The organism is Streptomyces sp. NPDC096176 (genome assembly GCF_044763255.1).
Lineage (GTDB): Bacteria > Actinomycetota > Actinomycetes > Streptomycetales > Streptomycetaceae > Streptomyces.
This window is the reverse complement of the sequence record NZ_JBIWFV010000003.1, coordinates 437812-453313: the sequence shown is the minus strand read 5'-3', so window position 1 is coordinate 453313 and position 15502 is coordinate 437812. Positions and strand designations below refer to the sequence as shown.

The window sequence follows — 15502 nt, the reverse complement described above, 5'->3', positions numbered from 1 at the left end:
GGCGAACGAAGCACTTTCACACACCTCTCCTCCTCCGCGTCGGATATGACACATGAGACGGACGTACGACGCGTCCGCCACATCGCCGACGGCCCAACGCGCCACGGACTACGGACGACCGCGGGCCGACCCCCCACAGGAAGGGACCATCCATCCATGACGCCGCTGAACCGCCGCCGCTTTCTTCAACTGGCCGGTGGTGCCACCGCTCTGACCATGCTGTCCGACAGCATCGCCCGCGCGGCGGCCATCCCCGCCCAGGGCAGCACCGGCTCCATCCAGGACGTGGAGCACATCGTCGTCCTGATGCAGGAGAACCGTTCCTTCGACCACTACTTCGGCGCGATGAAGGGCGTACGCGGCTTCGGTGATCCCCGGCCCGTCACGCTGCCCAGCGGCAAGAGCGTCTGGAACCAGTCGGACGGAAAGACGGTGACCCTCCCGTTCCGCCCCGCCGGGGACGACCTGGGCATGGAGTTCCTCCAAGGTCTCAACCATGACTGGGCGGGCGGCCAGAAGGCGTTCAACAAGGGCCGGTACGACCAGTGGGTGCCGGCGAAGACCGCCACCACCATGGCGTATCTGTCCCGCGAGGACATCCCCTTCCACTATGCGCTCGCCGACTCCTTCACCGTCTGCGACGCCTACCACTGCTCGTTCATAGGCTCCACCGATCCCAACCGGTACTACATGTGGACTGGCCACACCGGCAATGACGGCACCGGCGGAGGCCCCGTCCTCAACAACGCCGAGGCCGGATACGGCTGGACCACCTACCCGGAACGCCTGGAGGCGGCCGGGATCTCGTGGAAGGTCTACCAGGACATCGGGGACGGACTCGACGCCGCCGGATCATGGGGCTGGATCAGCGACGCCTACCGGGGCAACTACGGCGACAACTCCCTGCTGTACTTCAACACCTATCGCGGCGCCCAGCCGGGCAACCCGTTGTACGACAAGGCCCGCACCGGCACCGACGCCCGCCGCGGCGACGGCTTCTTCGACGTCCTGAAGGCCGACGTCCAGGCCGGACGCCTGCCCCAGGTCTCCTGGATCGCGGCGCCGGAGGCGTTCTCCGAGCACTCCAACTGGCCGTCCAACTACGGTGCCTGGTACATCGCGCAGGTTCTCGACGCCCTGACGTCGGACCCCGATGTCTGGGCCCGGACCGCACTGTTCATCACCTACGACGAGAACGACGGCTTCTTCGACCACGTCGTGCCGCCGTACGCCCCCGCGGACGCCTCCCAGGGCCTGTCCACGACGCCCACGAAGCTCGACCGCTTCCCCGGTGCCCCGGGCTATGTGGCCGGCCCCTATGGCCTCGGCCCCCGTGTGCCCATGCTTGTCATATCGCCGTGGAGCACCGGTGGGTACACCTGTTCCGAGACCTTCGACCACACGTCGATCATCCGCTTCATGGAGCGCCGCTTCGGGGTGCGCGAGCCCCAAATCTCGCCCTGGCGTCGTGCCGTCTGCGGCGATCTCACCTCGGCGTTCGATTTCGCCAGCGCGCAGGCTCCGCCGTCCGGGCTTCCGCCGACGGCCGGCTACTACCCGCCGGACCGCGACCGTCACCCCGACTTCCGTCCCACCGCCCCGGCCGTCGGCACGATGCCGCGACAGGAACCGGGGCGCAAACCCACCCGCCCGTTGACCTACGCGCCGTACGTCGACGGCGCCGCGGACCCCGCCGCCGGCACGTACCGGCTCTCCTTCAGCGGCGGACCGGCCGCGGGCGCCCAGTTCTACGTCACCTCCGCGAACCGCACCGACGCCCCCTGGACCTACACGGCGGAGCCGGGCGCATCGATCGCGGACACGTGGAACACCCGCTATTCCAAGGGCACGACCGATCTGACCGTGCACGGTCCGAACGGCTTCCTGCGCGGCTTCCGCAATCCGGGCAGGACGCCGGGCCCCGAGGTCACCGCACGTCACAACACGTCGTCCGGCAACCTCGATCTGGTCCTCGCGAACGCCGGAATTACCGCCGTCCGGCTCACCGTGACCAACGCCTACGGCGGCACGTCCAGGAGCTTCACGGTCGGCGCCGGCGGCACCGTCAGGCACTCCGTCGGCCTGGCGGCTTCCGACCACTGGTACGACGTGACGGTCACGTCCAACGCATCCGCGGTCTTCCTCCGCCGGCTCGCGGGCCATGTGGAGACCGGCAGCCCGAGCATGTCCGACCCCGGGATCCTCACGGACTGAGGGGGCCTGCTCAACCACGCCCGTTCAGCGCGCAGTGGGAGACCAAGGCGGCCGGATCCGCGTCCGGCGGGCGGGGCAGGGTCCGGCTCGCCGGGGGCCGCTGCCCCTTGTCGAGCCACTTCTCGAGCGCCGTGAACGCGGCGCGATGACACGGAACCAAGGGCCTGAGCCGGTCCGGGAACGTGTCGAAGAGCGAGTCGACATGTGTGCCGCCGTCGACACGGTAGTAGCGGAAGAAGCTGCCACGGCCGGCCTTCTCCACCATGCCGGCGTAGACGTCGGAGTCACGGCCGATGGGCAGCAGGACATCGAGTGTGCCGTGAAGCGTGATCAGGGGCTTCCCGATGCGCCCGGTGAGCGCGACCTTCTCGACGGCGTCGTGCACCTCCGGCGGGCGGGCCGCGTAGTCGTAGTCCGCATCGCAGCCCGGAGTGCCGGGCAGGCAGTACGGCGTACCCGCTTCAGTGGCCCCGTCGAAGGCGGGGTCGAACTCCTCGCGGAAGATCCGCTGGGTCAGATCCCAGTAGACCTTGTGGTGGTACGGCCACAGGAACTCCGAGCCGGCGGGGAAACCGGCGGAGACCATGTCCCGCTGTGCACGGTCCGCCTCCACTCCCCCGGCCGCGTACGCGGGGTAGGAGGTCAGGGCGGCGGGAAGGAAGGTGAACAGATTGGGTCCTCCCTTGCGCCAGAGCGTGCCCTCCCAGTCCACACCACCGTCATACAGCTCGGGATGGTTCTCCAGCTGCCAGCGCACCAGGTAGCCCCCGTTGGAGATGCCGGTAGCCAGGGTGCGCGCGGGAGGCCGGTGGTAGCGCTGGGCCACCACCGAGCGGGCTGCGCGGGTGAGTTGGGTGACGCGCTCGTTCCATTCGGCGACGGCGTCGCCCGGTTTCGTGCCGTCGCGATGGAAGCCGGTGCCGGTGTTGCCCTTGTCCGTTGCGGCGAACGCGTAGCCGCGTGCGAGGGCCCAGTCGCCGATGGCCCGGTCATTGGCGTATTGCTCGCGATTTCCCGGGGTTCCCGAGATCACCAGACCGCCGTTCCAGTCGTCGGGCAGCCGGATGACGAACTGGGCGTCGTGCTTCCAGCCGTGATTGGTGTTCGTCGTGGAGGTGTCCGGGAAGTAGCCGTCGATCTGGACCCCGGGCACACCCGACGGTGTGGCCAGGCCGGCGGGTGTCAGCCCTGCCCAGTCGGCGGGGTCGGTGTGCCCTGAGGCAACGGTCCCAGCCGTGGTCAACTCCGTCAGACATGCGGCCTGTTGCCGTTCCGCTCCGGGGACTTGGAGCCTGTGCGTCCACCGGCAGTGCGTGCCGTCGGCGGACTCCGGAGCATGTGCGCCGGCCGGGGATGCGGCGAGGGCCAGGAGCAGCGCGGCCCCGGCGGCGCCTCCGCGGGCCCAGTGGCGTCGGGCGGGGACATGCGGCTCGGCAGGCTCGGGGGGAGATGGCGTGGCAAGGGGCATGGGCAGACCTCCGTTGCGGGATGTCGCTCGACAGTGGCCGGACGCTATCGAGGGCGCACCGCGCAAACAGGGTGGCGCAGCGACACACTCCGAGCCGTGGCAATGGTGCTCTCCACCATGTGGCAAGCCACGGGGTGGGCCTCTCGGGCTCACCCCGCGCCGCGGCAGGGCCTCCGCTCAGGGGCAGCCGCTGTCAGCGATGACGTAGTAGCCGGCCGGTGATTCCTTGAGGGTGTGGGTGACGAACGTGTTGTAGAGGCCCATGTTCTGGTTCGAGCCCTTGGCGTAGGCGTAGCCGCCGTTCGTGGTGGCTCGTCCTGCTTGCACATGGTGGTAGTTGGAGGCGGTCCAGCAGGCTGCCGGGGAGCCGGCGGTGGTCGCGCTGACCGTCGTGGAACGGGCACCTTCCGCACCGGCGCTGTCGCGGGCCGCGACCGTGTAGGTGTGGCTGGTCCCAGGGCTGAGACCGGTGTCGGTGAACTCCGTGCCCGAAGGAACGGCGATGCGTGAGCCGTCGCGGTACAGCGCGTACGAAGTCGCTCCTGTCACGCTGCTCCACCTCAGGCCCACCGAAGTGTCCGTGGTGCCCGTCACCGTCACTCCGGTCGGAGCGGGCAGACCGCCCGGCTCGGGGGTCGAGCCGTTCAGGCCGAAGAAGGACGTGATCCAGTAGCTCGAGCAGATGGAGGCGATGAAGTTGGCCGTCCCCGTGGCGCCGCACTGCTGCGCTCCCGTGCCGGGATCCACGGGTGTGCCATGGCCGATCCTCGGTACTCGGTCGACCTCCACCGCGGCGGTGCCGGCCGGCGAGAGGTGCTGCTCCCTGCGGGTCGAGTCGGGACCGATCGTGGAGGTGCGGTCCGGACTCTGGTCGAGGCCGTGCACGGCGGTCCACTGGTCGCGCAGTTCGTCGGCGTTCCTCGGCACGACCGTGGGGTCGTTGTCGCCGTGCCAGATGGCGACCCTCGGCCACGGACCGCCGTAGCCGGGATTCGCGTCACGTACGCCCTGCGCCCAGGCAGCGGGGGTCCGATCGACCCCCGGGCTCATGCAGGTGAACGCCGAGGGGATGTCGCCGGCACAGCCGTACGGCACGCCCGCGATCACGGCACCGGCTTCGAAGACGTCCGGGTAGGTGGCCAGCGTCACCGACGTCATCGCTCCGCCGGCGGACAGGCCCGTGACGTACGTCTGTGCCGGGTCCACGTTGTAGGCGGACTCCGCGTGGGCGACCATCTGCCGGATCGAGGCGGCCTCGCCCTTGCCGCGAGCGGTGTCCGCGGGCTCGAACCAGTTGAAGCACTTGCTGCCGTTGTTCGATGTCGTCGTCTCGGCGAAGACGAGGAGGAAGCCGTGCCGGTCCGCGAACTTGCTCAGCCCCGAATTGTCCGCGTAGAGCTGAGCGTCCTGGCTGCAGCCGTGCAGGGCCACGACCACAGCCGGGTCCGCGGCCGGCGACGCCGGCCGGTACACGTACATGTTGAGTGCGCCCGGGTTGGACCCGAAGTTCGTGACCTTCTCCAGGGTGACCGCCGCGTGCGCCTTTGGTGCGGGGGCGACCAGCGCCGCACCGAAGGCGAGTGCCAAGGCGGTCGCGGTCCTGACGGCGCCTGCGAACCGTCGTGCGAGCCGCCCCGATCTGCGGGGCGGACGGCTGCCCGGTACGGGCGGTGATGGTCTTTCGACGAGCGGCATTCGAGCCTCCTGCGGGTGGCGGCACCGGGGCCGGTTGGCCTGCGGCTCAGCCGCCCGAGCGGGGCTGCGGCCGAGGTGCCGTCACCTTAGGAAGGCGCCTGCCACCTCGAAATGTCTCCGGATGCCACAACCACGGCAGTTGCACAGGCGCACAGCCCGTTGCGGAACGGACCGTTCTGCTGCTATCCGCCCGCCCTCTCCCGTGGTGCGGTCCTGGTGAGTCCCGGTATGCGGCTCAGCTGCGAGGGAGGAGCGTACCGAGAGGCCCAAGGTCGAGGTTCAGGTCGTCGGGGCTCAGCCCGTGCTGCTCACAGAGCTCGGTCATCCGTTCGTCGAGCAGCATCAGCGTCGTACCGATCCGTTCGACCTGCTCCTCGTCGAGGTCGCCCTGGTCGATCCGGCGGATCGCCTGGCGCTCCATCAGCTGCCGCAGCAGCTCCACGATCGTGAGGACCAGGGCAACGAGGTCTCGTCCCATCTGTTCGCGGTCCAGAACCACCCGGGTGTCGGTCACAGGGGCCCTCCGTCCGCCCAGGGGGCGGGGACACGCTCGTTGACGGACGACAGCAGTGCGTGCAGCGAGAGCCGGACGAGGGGTACATCGGCGATCGCGATGACCAGATCGCCGCTGATCACCACCCCCGTCGCCAGGACACGGTCGAGGAGGTCGACCAACGGGACTCCGACGGGGCCCGAGAGCGGCTCCGGGCTGTCCCAGGGTGCTGCTTCGTGGGTCATCTCCTAGGCTCGCCGACAAAGGAATACGGGACCCAGGGCCCGGAGACCTCGAGGACGCGTTCGAGGATGTCCGCGAGATTGGTGGTCGTGGGCCCAGGGGCCGGGTAGGCGGCGGGCCTGAACTCCACGTCGGTCACGTGCGCACCTCAGTCCTCATCCTCATCCTCATCCTCATCTTCGTCCTCGTACTCGTCCTCGTACTCGCCCTCGTCGGCTTCTTCGTCCTCGTCCTCGGCGCCTTCCCCCTCAGCCTCTTCCGCTTCGTCCTCGTACGCCTCGTCCTCGCCGTTCTCGTTCTCCGCCTCTTCTTCTTCCATCGCCTCTTCGTGCGTGACGACGACCTCGCCGTCGCGGATCTCACCGCGCCAGCCGTCGGGCTCCTCGTCGGTGAGCGAGACATAGCGCTGGAAGTTCTTGAAGTCGAGCCGCACCCGACGGCCTTGAGCGCGCCACAGGTTGCCGGTCTTCTCGAAGAATCCGGCGGGGTAGTACTCGAGGACCAGGACGATGCGGGTGAGATTGGGAGCCAGCTCGTGGAAGCTGACGGCCCCGCGCGTGGTCCCCTTGGCGCCCTCCGAGGTCCACACGATGCGATCGTCGGGAATCTGCTCCTGCACCGTCGCCCTGTAGCTCCGGGAAGAGGGGCCGACCTTGACCTGCCAGCCGCTGGTCACTTCGTCGCTCGTGGAAACACTGCGGACGCCCTTGGCGAAGCTGCTGAAGTTCTCGTACTGCGTCCAGTGGTCGTACGCGGTACGCAGCGGCACTCCCACATCGAGAACCTCGATGATGTTCATGACCTTGCCGCCGGCCTTCCGGCCGCCGCCCTTCCCGCCGCCGAGAGCCTCCTTGGCTTTGCCCACCACGGAGTCCTTGACGCCCTTCGCCTTCTCGGACAGGAACGCCTTCACCGGCGATTCGCCCTGGAGGATCCTGGAGCCGATGGCCGGCAGCGAGCCTCCCTTCTCAGCGACGTCGGACAGCTGACCGGTGACGTCGGTCAGTTTGCCGCTCGCCTTCTCGGCCAGGCTCTCCACTTGGGCAGTGAGGTAGTTCGAAAGTTCCTCGCGCAGCCGGTCGATGCCGGATTCCTGTTCCTCGGGCTCGTTCTGCAGAGTCTTTGCCATGGCCGCCTACCTCCGGCGATCTGAGCGCTTGGCTGTCTTCTTGGCCGCTTGCTTCGACGACGTTGTCTTCTTCGACGCCGTCTTCTTGGCCGCGGCTTTTCTTGCCGGAGCCTTCTTTGCGGGCGCCTTCTTGGCCGGGGCTTTCTTGGCCGGGGCTTTCTTGGCCGGGGCTTTCTTGGCCGGGGCTTTCTTGGCCGGGGCTTTCTTGGCAGGGGCCGTCTTCTTGGCTGCGGTCTTCTTGGCCGGAGCCTTCTTCGCGGCTGCCTTCTTGGCCGGAGCCGCCTTCTTGGCCGCGGCCTTCTCCGCCGCCGGCTTTCGCGCTTCCTCCCGACCTGCCCTCCGGTGCGCAGCAGAGGTCTTCCCAGGCTGTCGGCTCGAGGTTCTCCTCCTGGCCTCCGCCCTGGAAGGACGGCGCCTGGCGGGGCGCTCCTTCTCCGGCTCCTCTTCCTCCTCTCCCTCCTCCTCAGGTTCCTCTTCCTCTTGCTCCTCCTCGGGCTCTTCTTCCTCCTCCTCTTCCTCCTCTTCAGGTTCTTCCTCGTACTCTGCCTCCGGTTCTTCCTCCTCTTCCTCCGGCTCTTCCTCCTCCTCCTCGTACTCCTCCTCCGGCTCCTCCTCCTCTTCTTCCTCCGGTTCAGCCGCCCGGCCAAGGCCGGCGGTGCGGTCGCGGAGGGCGTCGGCGAGGGAGCCCATGCTGCGGTTCGCCGCGGCGGTCACCGCTTTGCGACCGGCTTCGAGGACTTCCCCTTTGAGTTGTTGCTGAAGTTCTGCGACCTGCGGAAGCTCGCCGAGTCTGCGCATGCCCTCCGCGGCGAGCTGGCGCGGTTCGAGACCGAATCGCCTGCCTGCCAGATAGGTGGCCACCGTGATGGCGAGCCGGCCCTTCTTGGTGCGGCCCAGTACGTAGCCGCCGACGACTGCCGCCGCGAGCGCTACCTTTTCCGAGTCATTCATGAGCAAGTCACCTTCGATCGTTCGGCGCGTGCAACCGACTCGTGCAGCCGGTCGAGAAGCCGCTCTTCGTCTTGCTCGAACTCCTCTTCTCCGAGGAGCCCGTCTTCGAAGCCCTGGTTGAGCGCTGCGAGTTGGGCTCGCAGGACGAGCGGATCATTCAGTTCCCGTTCCGCGGCGTCCTGAAGTTGCTCCGCCACCCAGACGACACCGCGCACCGGAGCGAGGGGCAGTGCGAGAAGTCCCGTGATCACCCCCATCTCAGGCTCCGGACATTTCGAGAGTGTGCTCGAAGGAGCTGAAGCTGTAGCACGGCAAGGGACCGGCGACACGCAGTTCGACGTAGGTGCGGTTGCCTTCCGCGAAGGTCCGCACTGCCGCCTCGAATTTCTCGACTTCTCCGCGATCGACGAGAAACGACGTGTTGAGAACGCAGCCGTGGACTTCCGGCCCGGCCGCCACCGCATGCGCCATGGGGGTGAGCTCCCGCAGCATGCGCCGCCCCGCCTGGAGGGCCCTGCGTCAGGGCCGTGTGAACGGCTTCGCCCAGCCGCAGGTTCGCTTCGTAGGCGGGCCGTGCGAGTGCCGCCTGCCTGAGCCTGCGGATTGTGTCGTCCTCGGCAACGAGGCCTCGCAGGGCGTCCTCGGCCGGAAGCGCCTTGACGTTGATCTCAACCCGATCCGCGAGCCGCTGCAACGTCTCGAGATACCTGGCTTCATTCGCGAGCAGCTGTGCGCGGACGGTCGTTTCGTCGGCAGCCACCATGCCGAAGCGCATGGGGATCAGAGGGGTGCCGGCGTCGGCGAGGTGATCGAGCAGCCCTTGGTGGGCGAGCAGGTCCCGCCGACGCGCGCGCACCTTCGGCGGCGCGTCACTGACAACCGCTGAGACCGCTCCCCCTTCCAGCACCCGCAGCAGTCCAGGAGGACTTCCCACGCCGGTGATGTCCGCCGGCAGTGGTGCGGCATCGCACCAGAGGATCGCGTAGACGTACACGCCACTGTCGCTCACGTCATGCCTCCACGCGCCGGCGACGGCTGCTGCTCCGGGCGGGTGCGCGGCGCCGCGGCCGCTCCTGCTCATCCTCGTACGCGTCGTCGGCTTCGTCGGCTTCGTCTGCGCGGCCACCGCCGACTGCTCTGCGCACGGTGTCGCCGTCGGATTCCGCCGCCTTCCTCACCTTGCGCTTGCCCACGGACTTGGCGACGCCGCCGAGCTGCACCTCGTAGGCCGCGAGCAGACTCGTCGTGTCCGGGATACGGGGGACCTCGAGAACGTCCACCACGACACACCAGCCGTCCTCGTTGCGCCGCACCGCCGAGACCCCCTCCGCGGGGTGACCGATCAGCTCCTGCAATTCGTCGGAGGCAGCACGAGCAGCGCCCCGCAGCCCCGGCTGGGAGGAGTTGCGCCGACTGCTTGCTGCGGACGCAGGCCGGGCCTGGGTGCGACGTCGCTCTGCCATACGGCCAAGTCTGGTCACGATCCCGCCTCGCGCATCTTGGGCGGCGACCGCGACAAGGGGTGGCTGCGGTCCGTTGGCGAGGCGGTTCGGCTGCGTCCTCGGCCGCACGGCAGGCGCGATGCCGCGCGAGCGGTACGCCCAATGGGTGCGAGGACGGTCGCGGGGCGCCTTGAACGCGCCCGCTCGCCTCTCCTGCCCACCGATCCACCCCTTGCCGCACCTATCGAAACTCGATAGATTTCCATCGTGGATCGATCGAAGGAGAAGCGATGGGAAAGCTGACAGCGCTTGCGCTGCGCGCCGTACTGGGGGTGCTGCTCGCCGGCTCGGTGTTCGTTGAAGCAGTGATGGTGCCGCTGCTGGCCGCCGACCTGGAGGGGCTCGACACGGACCTGGCGTTCCCGCGCACTCCGGTTCTCGTGATCACGGTGCTGGGCGTCGTGGCGGCCCAGATCGTCCTGGTGTGCGTGTGGCGACTGGTGACGATGGTACGACGGGGAACGGTCTTCTCCCATGCGGCGTTCCGGTACGTGGACGTCGTGATCGGCGCGTTCACGGCGGCCGCCGTGCTGGTGTTCGTGCTCGGCTGCTTCCTGGCACCCGGAGAGGCTGTCGCCCCGGGCGTCGTCCTCCTGGTGGGCGGGGTCGGCGTTGCGGTGCTGGGGGTCGCGCTCATCGTGCTTGTGCTACGGATGCTGCTTGCCCAGGCGGTCGCGCGGGACGCCCAGGCGGCACAGATGCAGGCCGAACTGGACGAGGTGATCTGATGCCGATCACCGTCGACATCGACGTGATGCTGGCCAGGCGGAAGATGTCCGTGGGCGAGCTCGCGGAACGCGTCGGAATCACGCCCGCCAACCTGGCGGTGCTCAAGAACGGCCGCGCCAAGGCGGTGCGCTTCGCGACGCTCTCGGCGCTCTGCGAGGTGCTCGAGTGCCAGCCGGGAGACCTGCTGCGCTGGGAAGCCGAGGACACGGAGGACGCCGCCGACACCGAAGACGCCGCGCACGCCTGACGCCGGCCGCCTCTACAGGCTGGGGCCTCCGGGCCGGACGTGACAACGACCTCGGAGGCCCCAGCTCGGCAACTCCGGCGTGGCTGCTGCTCAGAAGTTGCCCCGACCACTTTGACACCGGCCCACCGCCCCAAAGCGAGCACCACCACGACGACACGAAGCCGGATCACCCGATCGGCCGACTACCCTGGCGGTCCGCCGAATTGCCGGACAGGCCGGCCGAATGCCGCCCACCGGACCCGCCTGGGCTACCCTGCGCGTCGACGACGGCCCAAGCACCGGAGTGAACCCCCGACGAACTCTGTTTGCGCTCGACTCGCTTGCCCTGACCGGCATCAATGCATTACCAATGGTAAGCATTGCCGCAAGGCAAAGATCATCCGGGACCTCCCCCACAGCAATTCCGGCCCCGATCCCCCGCAAGCCATGAAAAGGACGTACGGCGTGAACGGGCACTTCGACGTAGGCCCCTACGGACCAGAAACGGGAAGCCTGCGAGCTCGACGGTGACGCCCTTCTTCCGCCAGTCGCGCCCCGACGTGCCTTCGCCACTGAGCGGTTCAGGACCGGTTCCGCCCCCAGCGGCCGGTCGAGCACCGACTTCGCCGGGGAGCCCCCTCGCCGCCCTGCCGGGGGCGCTGGCACCCGAGGACGTGGCGCTCATACGTGCCAGCCTCACGGTCGTCGAGCCTCAGGCCGCTGAGATGGCCGTGTACTTCTACGCCATCCTCTTCGTACGCCACCCCGAGGTGCGGGGCCTGTTCCCGCCGGAGATGGATGTTCAGCGGGACCGGCTGCTACGAGCTCTGCTCCGGATTGTCGACCTTGTCGACCATCCGGACCACCTCGTCCAGTTCTGCTCCCGTCTGGGCCGCGACCACCGGAAGTTCGGCACCGTCAACGCCCACTACGCGGCCGTCGGCGAGTGCCTGCTCGACTCGCTGGCGCGGTTCGCCGGCCCTGCCTGGACTCCGGAGCTCGCCGGCGCATGGGAGCGCGCGTACACCGCGGCCTCGCGAACCATGATGCTCGCCGCGGACAACGACGCCCGGCTCCGCCCCGCGGTATGGGACGCCCAGATCGTCGACCATCGTTGGTTGGGACACGGGCTGGCGGAGATAACCGTGCTGCCCGCACCGGAATACCCCTATATTCCCGGTCAGTACGCGAGCGTCGAAACTCCGTGGTGGCCCAAGGAATGGCGCTATTACTCCCCCGCCAACGCTCCCCGAGCGGATTCGACACTGACGTTCCATGTGCGGGCCGTGCCCGGTGGCCGCGTCAGCAATGCCCTTGTCCAGCAGGCGCAGCCAGGACACCTCATCCGTCTCGGCCCGCCCGAGGGCGACATGACGTTGAACGCGCAGTCACGGCGGGATCTGCTGTGCGTCGCCGGCGGCACGGGGCTCGCCCCGATCAGGGCCTTGATCGAGCAGATTGCCGAAGGCCACACCGAGCGTCGCGTCGACTTGTTCGTCGGCGCCCGGACGGGGCAGGAGCTGTACGGCCTCGACGACATGCTCCGCATGTCGCAGCGGTACCACTGGCTCAATGTCAGAGCCGCCGTCTCCCATGAGCGCATCCCCGGGACCGAGGGGAACCTGCCCGACGTCATCGCTCAGTTCGGACCGTGGCTACGGCACGACGTGTTCCTCAGCGGTCCTCCCGGCATGATCAGAGCGGCAACAGCGGTGCTGCTGGAGCGGGGCGTCACGCCCTCACACATTCACCACGATCCGCTCGACGTACCCGTGCTGAGCATCCCCCTGCAATCCGCCTACCCCCGAGACGAAGAGGCCCGACTTCCGTGAGCAGTCACAGCGTTCCGTCGCAGTCGATCGGTGAGCGTCAGCTGCAGAGCCGGCTCGGTACCACGCATCAGGCGTCGGGCTTCTACCGACGTCAGGTCCAAGGCCGCCTCACGTCCCGGATGTGGGAGTTCATAGCCCAGCAGACGATGGTCTTCATATCGACGGCCGACGCGAACGGGGCCTGCGACAGCAGCTTCCGCGCCGGCCCGCCCGGCTTCGTCACCGTTCTCGACGACCACACCCTCACCTACCCCGAGTACCGGGGAAACGGCGTGATGGCCAGCGCCGGAAACCTCACGGAGAACCCGCACATCGGTCTTCTCTTCATGGACTTCACCCACCACCACATCGGTCTGCACGTCAATGGGATCGCACGGCTCCACCGTGATGTGGACCAGCGACTGGCCTACCCGCAGCTTCCGGTCGACACCGCGCCCGGCCGCCGCCCCGAACTGTGGGTCCACATCATGGTGGAGGAGGCCTATGTGCACTGCTCGAAGCACATCCCCCACCTGGAGCCGGCGGCGCGCCCCCGCAGTGCGTCTGCCGGTCGCCCGAAGGACGCCGAGTACTTCGTCCCGGCAACGGAGGTCCGGCACGATCGCGCGCCGGCGCCGGCGCCGGCACCCAGCAGCAGCCCGTACAGCCCGCAGGCTCCGATCTACGGCTGACCCGTACTGGGTGCCGAACGCGGGCCGGCATCAGTCGACATACGATTCGAGCGTGCCGCGACGCCGGATGTCGAGTGTCGCGCAGTGGAACGAGCCGCCGAACGGCGCGTAGTGCAGCAGATCGCAGGGGATCGGCTCGAACCCCCATTTTTCGAGCGCACGCAGCATGTCGGTGTGGTGCCGCTCCGCGATCACTTGCTTCTCGTTGATCATGAGCACATTCATGTTGAGCCATTTGCCGCACATCGAGGTGACTTTGAGCAGGCGTTCGCCGATCGGGTCGGGTGTGGGGGCGACCAGGATGTCCCATGAACTCAGCACGTCCGGAAGGCGGTCGACGTCGATGTACTCGGGATTGACCATCACCTTGCCGGGCGCGAGCAGGACGAACGTCGTGTCGATGTGCATCGGTGTGCGGCAGCGGCTCTCGATCTCGTGGATGCGATAGCCGGATCCGAGGTGACGGCGCAACCAGTCGATGCCCATCCGGTTGGTCACATTGCTCCGCGTGACGAACAGGTCGCGTCCCGCGCGCACGAAATCCGCCGCGTCGAACACCGGCTCGAACTCGGTGAGGATGTAGCGCATGGGCTCTTCCGCCCGGGGGATACGGAAATCCGCCTCGAACAGTTCGTCGGTGAGCTGCGGCTTGGGCGCCGCCGTCCATCGCGCGCCGCGCCGGAAGTAGTCCTTGAGAACAGTCCTGTAGGAGTGGGTCTCGAAATAGCGGCACGGCCATGCCATCGGCGTCTCGATGATCTCGTCGCCGATCACGAGCATGCTGTCGCGCGGGCAGGTGTTGCAGAAACCGCGCGACGACCAGTCGGGGGTGCCGAAGCGCTGCTTGTGGTCGACCGCGTCGGGACGTCTGACCGTGACGCCGAGGGACTCCAGGAGGGAGATGAACTGATCCAGCTCGTGCTGCGCCCGCTCGATCAGCATGCGCGGGTACTTGAAACCGGCGGCGAGCCCCTGCAACCGGGCCGCCCATGGCGGGATGTTGCAGGCGACGACGGGATGGTCGGAGGGAATCGTCGCGCCGTCGAGACGCCCGACGACGATCTCCTCGAGCGGGTCCCACTCGTTGTGCGAATTGACCGGCGACACCAGAGATTCGGCAGCGCCGACAGGTTGCGCGCGCATCGGCGTCCCACCCGTCCCGGTCAGGGCTGCTTCCGGGCCTGGTCGGCGGCCTGGCCGGCGGCGGCGGTCTCCGTCGTGGCGCCGCGGGTGCTGAGCTTGCCCCCGCTGGACTCCAGGTGGGCGCGGACGAACCACTGGAAGAGCTCGAGGCTGCGCAGTTGCTCGATGAGCATGTCCTGAGTGACCGGGTCGGAGGTCTCCGTGGCCTCCATGGCCTCGCGGTGGTCCTTGATGATCGAGGTGTAGACGAGGTCGAGGGCGCCGAGGTGCTCGATGGATTCCGCGCGACCGATCGAGTAGTCGTCCCACGTGCGCTCGTCGACCAGGGCCCCGGGGGTTCCCTTCGGTTCGCCACCAAGGGTGGAAATGCGTTCGGCCAGGTCGTCGCTCATTTCCCGGACCTGGTCGACCTGCGGGTCGATCATCTCGTGGACGGCGATGAAGTGCGGGCCGACCACATTCCAGTGGATGTGCTTCAAAGTCAGGGTGAGATCGTTGAGAGAGTGCAGGCGCATCTGGAGCAGCGTGATGATCCGGCTGCTGTCTTCGGTGCTCATGCCCGGCACTGTGTACGAGACGTCCTGGGCCTGGGATGCCATGGCTGTGCTCCTAGCGTGGTCTGAGCTGATTTCGTCAGACAATCAGCCGTGGGGCTCGCTCCTTCGGTGGCCGCGCAGATCCGACCGCTCTTTCACCTTGGCGGACGTATGGGCAGGTCCGCGGAATCGGCGCGGGGGGAAGCTGCGGTCGGCATCCCCTCAGCACCTCCCGCACAGCACCGGAGTGACACCCATGACCGTCGCGGTCGTCCTCTTCACCTCGGACCTGCGTCTCCACGACCATCCGCCTCTGCGGGCCGCCCCGAGCTCCGCCGACGCGGTGGTGCCCCTTTCCGTCCCCGACCCTGCCATTCATGCGGCAGGTTTCGACGCGCCGAACCGCCGTGCCTTCCTGGCCGACTGCTTGGCCACCGCGTCCTCAACACCGTGATCCAGGGCAAGCGCTTCCACCCGCAGGGCGCCTACGTGCGCCGCTGGGTGCCGGAGCTCCGCGATGTGCGGACAGATTCGTGCACGAGCCCTGGCGGCTGCCCCCGGGCGATCTGGCCGATCTGGACTGTCCGGAGCCGCTGATCGGCCTTCCGGAAGGGCCGGCCCGCTTCAAGCACGCCCGCGGCAGGGACTGAGCGCCGGCACATGGAGCGGA

15 protein-coding genes and 4 pseudogenes are annotated in these 15502 nt (G+C 68.3%); 7 read left to right on the top strand and 12 right to left on the bottom strand.

Annotation, left to right across the window (positions count from 1 at the left end; all coding sequences use genetic code 11):
* Positions 1–156 precede the first annotated feature (156 nt).
* Positions 157–2214, top strand: a complete 2058-nt coding sequence (locus ACIQ7Q_RS10720; RefSeq protein WP_403858760.1) for a phosphocholine-specific phospholipase C — start codon at positions 157–159, stop codon at positions 2212–2214.
* A 10-nt stretch (positions 2215–2224) separates the two neighbouring features.
* Here the strand turns inward: ACIQ7Q_RS10720 and ACIQ7Q_RS10715 are convergent, their stop codons facing one another.
* From ACIQ7Q_RS10715 to gvpO, 10 genes and pseudogenes are all read right to left on the bottom strand, one after another.
* Positions 2225–3682 (bottom strand): 3-hydroxybutyrate oligomer hydrolase family protein, encoded by a 1458-nt coding sequence (locus tag ACIQ7Q_RS10715; RefSeq protein ID WP_403858758.1) that lies wholly within the window; start codon positions 3680–3682, stop codon positions 2225–2227.
* Positions 3683–3859: 177 nt separating this feature from the next.
* A complete protein-coding gene (locus ACIQ7Q_RS10710; RefSeq protein WP_403858756.1) occupies positions 3860–5377 on the bottom strand; it encodes a PHB depolymerase family esterase in 1518 nt (505 codons plus the stop codon).
* 235 nt (positions 5378–5612) lie between these two features.
* Positions 5613–5891, bottom strand: coding sequence for a gas vesicle protein K (locus tag ACIQ7Q_RS10705; protein WP_403858754.1), 279 nt, complete (start codon positions 5889–5891; stop codon positions 5613–5615).
* The gene (locus ACIQ7Q_RS10700) at positions 5888–6115 is read right to left on the bottom strand and encodes a gas vesicle protein (RefSeq protein ID WP_403858752.1); all 228 of its coding nucleotides are present in this window, start codon (positions 6113–6115) and stop codon (positions 5888–5890) included. The genes ACIQ7Q_RS10705 and ACIQ7Q_RS10700 overlap by 4 nt, the downstream gene beginning before the upstream one ends.
* 47 nt (positions 6116–6162) lie before the next feature.
* Positions 6163–6252, bottom strand: a pseudogene (locus tag ACIQ7Q_RS10695) (gas vesicle protein); the annotation flags it as partial.
* 9 nt (positions 6253–6261) lie between these two features.
* Positions 6262–7242, bottom strand: coding sequence for an SRPBCC family protein (locus ACIQ7Q_RS10690; protein WP_403858750.1), 981 nt, complete (start codon positions 7240–7242; stop codon positions 6262–6264).
* A 6-nt stretch (positions 7243–7248) separates the two neighbouring features.
* Positions 7249–8193: a histone H1-like repetitive region-containing protein gene (locus ACIQ7Q_RS10685; RefSeq protein ID WP_403858748.1), complete on the bottom strand. Its 945-nt coding sequence runs from the start codon at positions 8191–8193 to the stop codon at positions 7249–7251.
* Positions 8190–8450 (bottom strand): gas vesicle protein GvpG, encoded by a 261-nt coding sequence (locus tag ACIQ7Q_RS10680; RefSeq protein WP_403858746.1) that lies wholly within the window; start codon positions 8448–8450, stop codon positions 8190–8192. Before ACIQ7Q_RS10680 ends, ACIQ7Q_RS10685 begins: the two co-directional genes overlap by 4 nt.
* Before the next feature lies 1 nt (position 8451).
* Positions 8452–9274 (bottom strand): annotated as a pseudogene (locus tag ACIQ7Q_RS10675) (GvpL/GvpF family gas vesicle protein).
* The gene (gene gvpO, locus ACIQ7Q_RS10670; protein ID WP_403858744.1) at positions 9204–9656 is read right to left on the bottom strand and encodes a gas vesicle protein GvpO; all 453 of its coding nucleotides are present in this window, start codon (positions 9654–9656) and stop codon (positions 9204–9206) included. Before gvpO ends, ACIQ7Q_RS10675 begins: the two are co-directional and overlap by 71 nt.
* Positions 9657–9925: 269 nt before the next feature.
* Between gvpO and ACIQ7Q_RS10665 the strand changes: the two genes are divergently transcribed.
* The 4 genes from ACIQ7Q_RS10665 (at position 9926) to ACIQ7Q_RS10650 (ending at position 13153) form a co-directional block, all read left to right on the top strand.
* Positions 9926–10423, top strand: coding sequence for a DUF2975 domain-containing protein (locus ACIQ7Q_RS10665; RefSeq protein ID WP_403858742.1), 498 nt, complete (start codon positions 9926–9928; stop codon positions 10421–10423).
* Entirely contained in the window at positions 10423–10671 is a 249-nt protein-coding gene (locus ACIQ7Q_RS10660) for a helix-turn-helix domain-containing protein (protein WP_403858740.1), read from the top strand. The genes ACIQ7Q_RS10665 and ACIQ7Q_RS10660 overlap by 1 nt, the downstream gene beginning before the upstream one ends.
* Before the next feature lie 653 nt (positions 10672–11324).
* Positions 11325–12482, top strand: a complete 1158-nt coding sequence (locus ACIQ7Q_RS10655) for a globin domain-containing protein (protein ID WP_403858738.1) — start codon at positions 11325–11327, stop codon at positions 12480–12482.
* The gene (locus ACIQ7Q_RS10650) at positions 12479–13153 is read left to right on the top strand and encodes a pyridoxamine 5'-phosphate oxidase family protein (protein WP_403858736.1); all 675 of its coding nucleotides are present in this window, start codon (positions 12479–12481) and stop codon (positions 13151–13153) included. The genes ACIQ7Q_RS10655 and ACIQ7Q_RS10650 overlap by 4 nt, the downstream gene beginning before the upstream one ends.
* Positions 13154–13183: 30 nt before the next feature.
* Here the strand turns inward: ACIQ7Q_RS10650 and ACIQ7Q_RS10645 are convergent, their stop codons facing one another.
* Both ACIQ7Q_RS10645 and ACIQ7Q_RS10640 read right to left on the bottom strand, forming a co-directional pair.
* Positions 13184–14296, bottom strand: coding sequence for an amidinotransferase (locus tag ACIQ7Q_RS10645; protein ID WP_403858734.1), 1113 nt, complete (start codon positions 14294–14296; stop codon positions 13184–13186).
* A gap of 20 nt (positions 14297–14316) precedes the next feature.
* The gene (locus tag ACIQ7Q_RS10640) at positions 14317–14895 is read right to left on the bottom strand and encodes a Dps family protein (protein ID WP_403858732.1); all 579 of its coding nucleotides are present in this window, start codon (positions 14893–14895) and stop codon (positions 14317–14319) included.
* Between the two features lie 193 nt (positions 14896–15088).
* Here ACIQ7Q_RS10640 and ACIQ7Q_RS10635 point away from each other — a divergent pair.
* Positions 15089–15265 (top strand): annotated as a pseudogene (locus tag ACIQ7Q_RS10635) (deoxyribodipyrimidine photo-lyase); the annotation flags it as partial.
* A gap of 17 nt (positions 15266–15282) precedes the next feature.
* A pseudogene (locus ACIQ7Q_RS10630) lies at positions 15283–15327 on the top strand (hypothetical protein); the annotation flags it as partial.
* Between the last annotated feature and the right edge of the window lie 175 nt (positions 15328–15502).

Coding starts and splice junctions, on each gene's coding strand:
- ACIQ7Q_RS10645 (WP_403858734.1), bottom strand. CDS start 14,296: ATGCGCGCGCAACCTGTCGGCGCTGCCGAATCTCTGGTGTCGCCGGTC.
- ACIQ7Q_RS10715 (WP_403858758.1), bottom strand. CDS start 3,682: ATGCCCCTTGCCACGCCATCTCCCCCCGAGCCTGCCGAGCCGCATGTC.
- ACIQ7Q_RS10710 (WP_403858756.1), bottom strand. CDS start 5,377: ATGCCGCTCGTCGAAAGACCATCACCGCCCGTACCGGGCAGCCGTCCG.
- ACIQ7Q_RS10700 (WP_403858752.1), bottom strand. CDS start 6,115: ATGACCCACGAAGCAGCACCCTGGGACAGCCCGGAGCCGCTCTCGGGC.
- ACIQ7Q_RS10720 (WP_403858760.1), top strand. CDS start 157: ATGACGCCGCTGAACCGCCGCCGCTTTCTTCAACTGGCCGGTGGTGCC.
- ACIQ7Q_RS10660 (WP_403858740.1), top strand. CDS start 10,423: ATGCCGATCACCGTCGACATCGACGTGATGCTGGCCAGGCGGAAGATG.
- ACIQ7Q_RS10680 (WP_403858746.1), bottom strand. CDS start 8,450: ATGGGGGTGATCACGGGACTTCTCGCACTGCCCCTCGCTCCGGTGCGC.
- gvpO (WP_403858744.1), bottom strand. CDS start 9,656: ATGGCAGAGCGACGTCGCACCCAGGCCCGGCCTGCGTCCGCAGCAAGC.
- ACIQ7Q_RS10690 (WP_403858750.1), bottom strand. CDS start 7,242: ATGGCAAAGACTCTGCAGAACGAGCCCGAGGAACAGGAATCCGGCATC.
- ACIQ7Q_RS10640 (WP_403858732.1), bottom strand. CDS start 14,895: ATGGCATCCCAGGCCCAGGACGTCTCGTACACAGTGCCGGGCATGAGC.
- ACIQ7Q_RS10685 (WP_403858748.1), bottom strand. CDS start 8,193: ATGAATGACTCGGAAAAGGTAGCGCTCGCGGCGGCAGTCGTCGGCGGC.
- ACIQ7Q_RS10665 (WP_403858742.1), top strand. CDS start 9,926: ATGGGAAAGCTGACAGCGCTTGCGCTGCGCGCCGTACTGGGGGTGCTG.